Below are 8189 nucleotides of genomic sequence, written 5' to 3'. Positions count from 1 at the left end.
CCCAGCCGGTCCGCGGTGTCGCCCCCGGCCCGGCCGCCCACCGAAGCGTCACGACCGCCCCGCCCGCACGGGGCGCCCGAGGAGGAGCCATGCCGGAGCCCACCCCCGTACCCACGCCGTCCACGGGCCGCGGAGCCCGCCCCTCCACCGTGCTCCCCGGTGCGACGCACCGGACGCTCGACGTCCCCGGCGGCCGGATCCACTGCGTCGAACAGGGCGTCGGCCCCCTGGTCCTCCTCGTCCACGGCTTCCCCGAATCCTGGTACTCCTGGCGCCACCAGCTCCCCGCCCTGGCCGCCGCCGGATACCGGGCCGTCGCCATCGACGTACGCGGCTACGGGCGCTCCTCGGCGCCCGCCGCCACCGACGCCTACCGCATGCTCGCCCACGTCGCCGACAACACCGCCGTCGTCCGGGCGCTCGGCGAGGAGACCGCGACCGTGGTCGGGCACGACTGGGGCTCACCCATCGCCGCGAACAGCGCCCTGCTCCGGCCGGACGTCTTCACCGCGGTCGCCCTGCTGAGCGTTCCCTACGCGCCCCGCGGCGGCCCCCGCCCCACCGACGGCTTCGCGGGCGTCGGCGGCGAGGAGGAGTTCTACGTGAGCTACTTCCAGACCCCCGGCCGCGCCGAGGCGGAGATCGAACCGGACGTACGCGGCTGGCTCGCCGGCCTCTACGCGGGCCTGACCGGCGAGACGCCCGCCCCCGCCGACCACGGGGCCCTCTTCTTCGTACCGCCGGGCGCGCGCATGGCCGACCGGTTCCCCACGGGCAGGCTCCCCGGCTGGCTCGACGAACGCGACCTCGACTTCTACAGCGAGGAGTTCGAACGCACCGGCCTGACCGGCGCACTCAACCGCTACCGCAACGTCGACCGCGACTGGGAGGACCTCGCCGCCTGGGACGGCGCACCGATCACCCAGCCCTCGATCTTCATCGGCGGCGCCCTGGACGCCTCCACCACCTGGATGTCCGACGCCATCGACGCCTACCCGACGACTCTCCCCGGCCTGTCCGCCGTCCACATCCTCCAGGGCTGCGGCCACTGGATCCAGCAGGAACGCCCCGACGAGGTCAACCGGCTGCTGACCGACTGGCTGCACGGAGTGACCGGACCGCGCTGAAGGGCGCCCGGTCCGCGACGCGTTCGCGTCAGCAGGGCGTGCCGGGGGTCGCCGCCGTCGCCCGCAGAAGGTCACGTACGAGCGTGAAGTCGATCTTCTGCGGGTTGCGGAACCGCAGACAGCCCTTGCCCATGTCGTGCGAGGCCAGCCGGTCCGTGAACGCGTCGCTGACATCCGTGCGCAGCAGGTAGAACGAGATGTACTGCTTCTGGTCGGCGAAGGCGATCTCGCCCTTTCCCTCGCGCTCGTAGGCGGGCATGCCGTACGCCATCACCTCGCGGAACCCCGTCAGCTCCTCCCGGCACAGCGCGCGCAGCGCCGTGAGGGCCTCCCGGCGGGCCTCCGGGGCCTCGGCGAGATACTGATCGACATTCTGCGCGCTGCTCCAGACCATGAGCCGATCGCACGGCGCATCCCCCCGGCCCGGCGGTGTGTCGCACCCCGGGGAACTCGGCCCCGGTGAGCGAAAGTGGGCGGATGAACACCGCAGGCATGCTGGCCGAAGCGTTCGACCGGATCGGGGAGGCCGTCCACGCGGCGGTCGAGGGGCTGTCGCCCGACGACCTCAACGCCCGGCTCGACGAGGGGGCCAACTCCATCTCCTGGCTCGTCTGGCATCTCACCCGCGTCCAGGACGACCACATCGCCGACGCCGCCGGAACGGGACAGATCTGGCTCACCGAGGGCTGGGCCGACCGCTTCGGGCTCCCGTTCGAGGCGACGGACACCGGCTACGGGCACAGCGGCGACGAGGTCGCCGCCGTCCGCGTGGACTCCGCCGAACCCCTCCTCGGCTACTTCGACGCCGTGCAGGAGCGGACGCTCGACTTCGTCGCGGGACTGGAGGGCCACGCCCTCGACCGCGTCGTCGACGAGGGCTGGACGCCCCCGGTGACCCTGGGCGTCCGGCTGATCAGCGTCGTCGCCGAGGATCTCCAGCACGCGGGCCAGGCCGCCTTCGTCCGCGGAGCGCTGGAGAGGGCCTGAGGCCGGGGCGCGGGGGAGGGGCCCGCACACACCCGTGCACAGTCCCACCGGCGGTGCCATACTCGGAAGAAATCGGCCGGACAGGCATGGGTACGTCCGAAAGGTGACCGTCATGAGCTGGGCATCCTGGACGACCAGCGGCGTCTACGCGGGCACCGGCGGAGTGCGCACCGAAGAAGCGGGCATCCTGAGCGGCGACCTCACCGTGCATACGACGTGGTTCGACGGACAGGCGTCGGTGGCCGTGCAGTACAGCGGCTCCTCCGACTGGTTCACCCTCGTGGGCAGCCCCGTGCCGTGCCCCTCCGAGGAGGAGAGCCGCACCTTCCACCAGAGCGTCGTCGAAGCCGTGCGCGCCGGAGAGGGAGCGAGAGTCCCACCGGTCGGCGCGGAACCCGCATAGCGCCCGACGCCCCATAGAGTGGATCACCGGACCCGTCCCGAGGGACGGGTGCAGACGGTTCACGGGGTGAGGAGCGGTGCCATGGGGCGTGCGGGAGCGCGGCGGTCGAGGACACGGAAGAACCGGCCGTTCTGGGTGGAGCTGCCGCTCCTGATCGGCATGGCCCTGGTCCTGGCCCTGCTCATCAAGACGTTCCTGGTGCAGGCCTTCTCCATCCCCTCGGACTCCATGCAGAACACCCTCCAGCAGGGCGACCGGGTCCTGGTCGACAAACTGACCCCCTGGTTCGGGTCGGAGCCGGAACGCGGCGAGGTGATCGTCTTCCACGACCCGGCCGACTGGCTCGCCGGCATGCCCGTGGACGAGCCCAACACCGTGCAGAAGGTGCTGAGCTTCATCGGCGTGATGCCCTCCGCCGAGGAGAAGGACCTCATCAAGCGGGTCATCGGCGTCGGCGGCGACACCGTGGAGTGCGCGGGCGACGGGCCGGTGAAGGTCAACGGCACCGCCCTGGACGAGCCGTACGTCTTCCCCGGCAACACCCCGTGCAGCAACGACGACGACGGCGGCCGGTTCAAGGTCACCGTGCCCGACGGCAAGGTCTGGGTCATGGGAGACCACCGCCAGGCCTCCGCGGACTCCCGCTACCACCAGGACGACCCCAACGAGGGGATGGTCCCGGTCGACGAGGTCGTCGGCCGGGCCGTCGTCGTCGCCTGGCCGATCGGCCGCTGGGCCACCCTGCCGGTGCCCGAGACCTTCAAGAACGTGCCCGACAAGTCCTAGAGGGCCCCGCGGCGCGAAGTTTCTACAGGGCCCCGGGCGGTGCGAAGTTCCGTACGTACCGGCGCTGCCAGGGCGTTTCCACCGCCCGCGGGTGGTAGCCGGCGCGCACGAACGCCACCGCCTCCGCGGCCGGCACCCCGTCCAGGACGGCCAGAACGGCCAGCGCCGTCCCGGTCCGGCCCATCCCGCCGCCGCAGGCCACCTCGACCCGCTCGCCGGCCGCCCGGTCCCACACCTCTTGGAGGAGAACCCGCGCCTCCTCCCGGTCCGCCGGGAGCCGGAAGTCCGGCCACCGCAGCCACCGTGACTCCCAGCGGACCGGGGGCGGGGTGCGGCCCAGCAGGTATACGGCGAAGTCCGGTTCGGGGCCCGGGGGCAGCGGGTTGCGCAGGCCCCGGCCCCGAACCAGCCGCCCGGACGGCAGCGCGAGGACGGCGGGGTCGGCGGCGTTCCAGAGTTCGGTCACGTCCCCCAACCTACTGGGGCGTCCTGCCGATCAGGCGGCGGCGTCGAGATCCTGCGCGAGCAGCTCCGCGAGCTCCTCGACCGCCGACCGCGCCCCGTCGCCCTCGGCGCTGAGGACCACGGTCTCCCCGTGCGGCACCGCCAGGGCCAGCACCGCGAGCATGCTGCGGGCGTCGACCGGGTCGCGTCCCTCGCGGGCGATGGTCACCTTGACCGGCTGGCGGGCGGCGGCCTTGACGAACAGCGACGCCGGGCGGGCGTGCAGCCCACTGCGAGAGGCTATGGCGACGGTCTGCTGGTGCATGGTTCACTCCTCGGGAAGGGACTGCGGTTTCGTGCGCGGGATGCTCGGGTGGTCAGACGGCTGCCGTGACCCGGGAGTCGTCGGAGCCCGTGGCCCCCGCCTCCCCGGCCGTGTCCGGTGCCGTCCGGCGTGCGCCCTTGAGCAGGACGACGAGGGCGGTCGCCACCAGCGTTCCGGCGGCGATGGCGAGCAGGTAGAGGAACGGCTCGCCGATCAGCGGGACGACGAACACGCCGCCGTGCGGAGCGCGCAGCGTCGCGCCGAAGGCCATCGACAGGGCGCCGGTGACCGCGCCGCCCGCCATCACCGACGGGATGACCCGCAGCGGATCGGCGGCGGCGAACGGGATCGCGCCCTCGGTGATGAACGAGGCGCCCAGCACCCAGGCCGCCCGGCCGTTCTCCCGCTCGGTCTTCGTGAACAGCTTCTTGCGTACGGTCGTGGCGAGCGCCATCGCCAGCGGCGGGACCATCCCGGCCGCCATGACCGCCGCCATCACCTTGAGGCTGCCGTCGGTCGGGTCGGCGAGACCGCCGACCGCGAAGGCGTACGCCACCTTGTTCAGCGGGCCGCCCATGTCGAAGCACATCATCAGCCCGAGGACGACGCCGAGAATCACCGCGTTGGAGCCCGACAGACCGTTCAGCCGGTCCGTCAGCGCGCTCTGCAACGAGGCGATGGGCTTGCCGACCACGATGAACATCAGGAAGCCGACGACCGCCGACGCGATCAGGGGGATCACCAGGACCGGCATGATCCCGCGCAACGTCGCGTGGACCGGAACCCGTTGGATCGCCATCACCACCGCACCGGCCAGCAGACCGGCGACCAGACCGCCGAGGAACCCGGCGTTCACGGTCAGCGCGATGGCCCCGCCGACGAAGCCCGGCACCAGCGCCGGCCGGTCCGCCATCCCGTACGCGATGTACCCGGCCAGCACCGGCACCAGGAACCCGAAGGCCGCCGAGCCGATCTGGTTGAGCAGCGCGGCCCAACTGTCCGCCTCGCCCCACACGAAGTGGTCGGCCACCGACTTGGCGCTCGCTATCTCGTAGCCGCCGATGGCGAACGAGAGGGCGATCAACAGCCCGCCCGCCGCGACGAACGGCACCATGTAACTCACGCCGGACATCAGATACGTACGGAGCCGGACGCCGAAGTGCGCGTGGTCCGCGCCGGATCCGGCCCTGTCGCCGTCGCCGGAGTCCGTGCCGCCGTCGGCCTCGGACACGGCGGCGATCTCCCCGCGCTCCGCCTTGCGACGGGCCTCGGCGATCAGCTCGGCGGGCCGGTTGATGCCCGCCTTCACCCCGACGTCGACCAGCGGCTTGCCGCGGAAACGGGCCTTCTCCCGGACCTCCACGTCATGCGCCCAGATCACGGCGTCCGCCGCCGCGACGACGGCGGGATCCAGCTTCTTGAAGCCGGCCGAGCCCTGGGTCTCCACCGTCACCTCGACACCCTCGGCGCGGCCCGCCGCGGCCAGGGACTCGGCGGCCATGTAGGTGTGGGCGATACCGGTGGGGCAGGAGGTGACGGCGACGATCCGGAAGGGGGTGCTCCCGGCCGCTTCGCCGGCTACCGCTTCCGCCTCGGCCTCGGGCTCCGTCTCCGCCTGCTCCGGCCCGTCCGCCGGCTCCTCGCCGCGGATCAGCGCGGCCACCGCCCCGGGGTCGGTCCCGGCGCGCAGCGCGTCGGTGAACTCCGGGTCCATCAGCCGACGGGCCAGTCCCGACAGGATGGTGAGGTGGTCGTCGTCGGCCCCGGCCGGGGCGGCGATGAGGAAGATCAGGTCGGCGGGACCGTCGGCCGCCCCGAAGTCGATGCCCGCCGCGCTGCGCCCGAAGGCCAGCGTCGGGGCGCTGACGTGCTCGCTGCGGCAGTGCGGGATGCCGATGCCGCCATCGAGGCCGGTCGGCATCTGCGCCTCGCGGGCGGCGACGTCGGCCAGGAAGCCGTCGAGATCGGTGACGCGGTGCGCGGCCACCATCCGCTCGGCGAGCGACCTCGCGGCGGTGTCCTTCGTTGCGGCGGACAGATCGAGGTCGACCAGTTCCGCGGTGATCAGCTCACTCATCGCGGTGCTCCTTGCTCGGGGACCGCCGTGCGGCGGCTCGGGGGGACGGGGCGGAGCTCGCGTACGGGTGGGGGGCCGTACGGGAGGTGCGGGGACGGCGGGGTCGCCGGTGGTACGGGAGTCATGGGGCGGGCTCGCTCAGCGGGCGGTCCAGCGGTACGTCGGAGGACGTCACGACCGACGGCAGATCGAGGTCGGCCGGGGTGGGCATGAGGCTTCCGGCGAGCTGCACGGCCGCGGCCCCGTGGGCGACGGCCGAGGCGAGCGCTTCCGGGCCCCGCCCGCCGGCCGCCAGGAAACCGGCCAGGGAGGCGTCCCCGGCGCCGACGTTGCTGCGGACGGCGGCCACCGGGGCGGCGGCGAAATACGCCGCCGACGCCTCGACCAGCAACTGCCCGTCCGCGCCCAGGCTCGCCAGCACCGACCGGGCGCCGCGTTCGCGCAGCTCCTCGGCGGCCTTCAGCGCGTCGCCCACCGTGGCCAGCGGCCGGCCCACGGCCTCGGCCAGCTCCTGGGCGTTGGGCTTGATCACATCGGGCCCCCGGTCCAGGGCTGCGGTCAGCGCCGCTCCGGAGGTGTCCAACGCGATCCGCGCGCCGGCCCGGTGGCTCCGCTCGACCAGCTCCGCGTACCACTGCGGCGGCAGGCCGCGCGGCAGGCTCCCACAGCAGGCGATCCAGTCGGCGGCGGACGCGTGGACCCGAACCGCTTCGAGCACGTCCTCCGCCTCGGCCGGACTCAGCTCGGGGCCCGCCGCGTTGACCTTGGTGAGGGTGCCGTCGGGTTCGACGAGGGCGACGTTGATCCTGGTGTTCCCGGCGATCAGCACACCGGCGGCCTCGATGCCCAGGTCGCCGAGGAGCCGGGTGAGCAGCGCTCCCTCCGGCCCGCCCACGGGGGCGACGGCGACCGTGCGGTGACCGGCCGCCGCGACCGCGCGGGAGACGTTGACGCCCTTGCCGCCCGGGTCGACGCGGTCCGCCGTGGCGCGCAGGACGGTGCCGCGTGTCAGGCCGGGCAGCTCGTAGGTCCGGTCCAGGCTGGGGTTGGGGGTGACGGTGAGGATCATGCGCGTACTACTTCCGTGCCCCGGCTCTCGATGGAGCGGGCGTCGTCGGGGCTGAGGCCCGTGTCGGTGATGAGCAGGTCCACATCGGTCAGATCGCCGAAGCGGGCGAAGTGCTCCTGCCCGAACTTGCCGGAGTCGGCGAGCAGCACGACCCGGCGCGCCGCCTTGATCACGGCCCGCTTCACCGCGGCCTCGGCGAGGTCGGGCGTGGTCAGTCCGCGGTCGGGACAGAAGCCGTTGGTGGCGAGGAAGACCACGTCGGCGTTGATCTCGGCGTACGAACCCAGCGCCCAGGCGTCGACCGCCGCGCGCGTACGGTGCCGCACCCGGCCGCCCACCAGATGCAGCGCGATGCCGGGGTGGTCGGCGAGCCTTGCCGCCACCGGCAGCGCGTGGGTCACGACGGTCAGCGCCGCGTCGACCGGCACGGCGGCGGCGAGCCGCGCGGTCGTGGTCCCGGCGTCGACGATCACATTGCCCTCGGCGGGCAGCTCGGCGAGGGCGGCCTGCGCGATACGGTCCTTCTCGTCGGCGGAGAGGGCGTCGCGCTCGGCGAGGTCGGGCTCGAAGTCGAGCCGCCCGACCGGGATCGCCCCACCGTGCACCCGGCGCAGCAGCCCCGCCCGGTCCAGGGCCTTGAGGTCCCGCCGGACGGTCTCGGCCGTCACCTGGAACTCCTCGGCCAACGACAGCACGTCGACCCGGCCGCTCTCCTGGGCGAGGCGGAGGATCTCCTGCTGACGCTCCGGTGCGTACATGTGGTTTCGTTTCCGTTTCATGCCCGAGTCTGTGGTTTCGCGCTCAGGTTACGTCCGGGGTGCGGGAATGTAAACACATTCGGGCGAGGAGTGGGCATGAACGGAAGGGAGAGAGGGGCCTTGCTGCGGGCGAGGGCGAGGGCGAGGGCGAGGGCGAGGGCGAGGGCGCGGGGCGGGTGCGGGCATGGCCGGGCGGGGCGCACCGTGCACCGG

Annotated in this window: 10 protein-coding genes; 4 read left to right on the top strand and 6 right to left on the bottom strand. The window is 73.3% G+C overall.

Annotated elements, in window-relative coordinates:
• The first annotated feature begins 89 nt into the window (after positions 1 to 89).
• On the top strand, positions 90 to 1127 hold the full coding sequence (locus tag ACFWM7_RS31265) for an alpha/beta fold hydrolase (protein ID WP_383267035.1): 1038 nt from the start codon (positions 90 to 92) through the stop codon (positions 1125 to 1127).
• A 28-nt stretch (positions 1128 to 1155) separates the two neighbouring features.
• On the opposite strand, the gene ACFWM7_RS31260 is transcribed toward ACFWM7_RS31265, so the two are convergent.
• Positions 1156 to 1521, bottom strand: coding sequence for an iron chaperone (locus tag ACFWM7_RS31260; RefSeq protein ID WP_383267032.1), 366 nt, complete (start codon positions 1519 to 1521; stop codon positions 1156 to 1158).
• Positions 1522 to 1604: 83 nt separating this feature from the next.
• Between ACFWM7_RS31260 and ACFWM7_RS31255 the strand changes: the two genes are divergently transcribed.
• From ACFWM7_RS31255 to lepB, 3 genes are all read left to right on the top strand, one after another.
• Positions 1605 to 2114 carry a DUF664 domain-containing protein gene (locus tag ACFWM7_RS31255; protein WP_383267029.1) on the top strand — a complete coding sequence of 170 codons (510 nt, stop codon included), beginning with the start codon at positions 1605 to 1607 and terminating at the stop codon, positions 2112 to 2114.
• Between the two features lie 112 nt (positions 2115 to 2226).
• Positions 2227 to 2517 (top strand): hypothetical protein, encoded by a 291-nt coding sequence (locus ACFWM7_RS31250; RefSeq protein WP_383267026.1) that lies wholly within the window; start codon positions 2227 to 2229, stop codon positions 2515 to 2517.
• 81 nt (positions 2518 to 2598) lie between these two features.
• Positions 2599 to 3303, top strand: a complete 705-nt coding sequence (gene lepB / locus ACFWM7_RS31245; protein WP_383267023.1) for a signal peptidase I — start codon at positions 2599 to 2601, stop codon at positions 3301 to 3303.
• A gap of 22 nt (positions 3304 to 3325) precedes the next feature.
• Here the strand turns inward: lepB and ACFWM7_RS31240 are convergent, their stop codons facing one another.
• The 5 genes from ACFWM7_RS31240 to ACFWM7_RS31220 all read right to left on the bottom strand — a co-directional run bounded on the left by ACFWM7_RS31240 (position 3326) and on the right by ACFWM7_RS31220 (position 7976).
• A complete protein-coding gene (locus ACFWM7_RS31240) occupies positions 3326 to 3769 on the bottom strand; it encodes a protein-tyrosine phosphatase family protein (protein ID WP_383267020.1) in 444 nt (147 codons plus the stop codon).
• A gap of 30 nt (positions 3770 to 3799) precedes the next feature.
• On the bottom strand, positions 3800 to 4072 hold the full coding sequence (locus ACFWM7_RS31235; protein ID WP_383267018.1) for an HPr family phosphocarrier protein: 273 nt from the start codon (positions 4070 to 4072) through the stop codon (positions 3800 to 3802).
• Between the two features lie 52 nt (positions 4073 to 4124).
• Positions 4125 to 6149 carry a fructose-specific PTS transporter subunit EIIC gene (locus tag ACFWM7_RS31230; RefSeq protein ID WP_383267015.1) on the bottom strand — a complete coding sequence of 675 codons (2025 nt, stop codon included), beginning with the start codon at positions 6147 to 6149 and terminating at the stop codon, positions 4125 to 4127.
• Between the two features lie 121 nt (positions 6150 to 6270).
• The gene (gene pfkB, locus ACFWM7_RS31225; RefSeq protein ID WP_383267012.1) at positions 6271 to 7218 is read right to left on the bottom strand and encodes a 1-phosphofructokinase; all 948 of its coding nucleotides are present in this window, start codon (positions 7216 to 7218) and stop codon (positions 6271 to 6273) included.
• Complete coding sequence (locus ACFWM7_RS31220; RefSeq protein ID WP_205086633.1) at positions 7215 to 7976, bottom strand: DeoR/GlpR family DNA-binding transcription regulator; 762 nt, start codon at positions 7974 to 7976, stop codon at positions 7215 to 7217. The genes pfkB and ACFWM7_RS31220 overlap by 4 nt, the downstream gene beginning before the upstream one ends.
• Positions 7977 to 8189 lie beyond the last annotated feature (213 nt).

Origin of the sequence: Streptomyces sp. NPDC058375 (genome assembly GCF_042723425.1) — a bacterium.
Taxonomy (GTDB): domain Bacteria; phylum Actinomycetota; class Actinomycetes; order Streptomycetales; family Streptomycetaceae; genus Streptomyces; species Streptomyces durocortorensis.
Note: the sequence above shows the minus strand (reverse complement) of the source record. Positions and strands in the feature narration are given on the sequence as shown.

Bases quoted from the DNA above. Each gene is read 5' to 3' on its own strand.
- ACFWM7_RS31265 (WP_383267035.1), top strand. From the start codon at position 90: ATGCCGGAGCCCACCCCCGTACCCACGCCGTCCACGGGCCGCGGAGCC.
- ACFWM7_RS31260 (WP_383267032.1), bottom strand. From the start codon at position 1,521: ATGGTCTGGAGCAGCGCGCAGAATGTCGATCAGTATCTCGCCGAGGCC.
- ACFWM7_RS31255 (WP_383267029.1), top strand. From the start codon at position 1,605: ATGAACACCGCAGGCATGCTGGCCGAAGCGTTCGACCGGATCGGGGAG.
- ACFWM7_RS31250 (WP_383267026.1), top strand. From the start codon at position 2,227: ATGAGCTGGGCATCCTGGACGACCAGCGGCGTCTACGCGGGCACCGGC.
- lepB (WP_383267023.1), top strand. From the start codon at position 2,599: ATGGGGCGTGCGGGAGCGCGGCGGTCGAGGACACGGAAGAACCGGCCG.
- ACFWM7_RS31235 (WP_383267018.1), bottom strand. From the start codon at position 4,072: ATGCACCAGCAGACCGTCGCCATAGCCTCTCGCAGTGGGCTGCACGCC.
- ACFWM7_RS31230 (WP_383267015.1), bottom strand. From the start codon at position 6,149: ATGAGTGAGCTGATCACCGCGGAACTGGTCGACCTCGATCTGTCCGCC.
- pfkB (WP_383267012.1), bottom strand. From the start codon at position 7,218: ATGATCCTCACCGTCACCCCCAACCCCAGCCTGGACCGGACCTACGAG.
- ACFWM7_RS31220 (WP_205086633.1), bottom strand. From the start codon at position 7,976: ATGTACGCACCGGAGCGTCAGCAGGAGATCCTCCGCCTCGCCCAGGAG.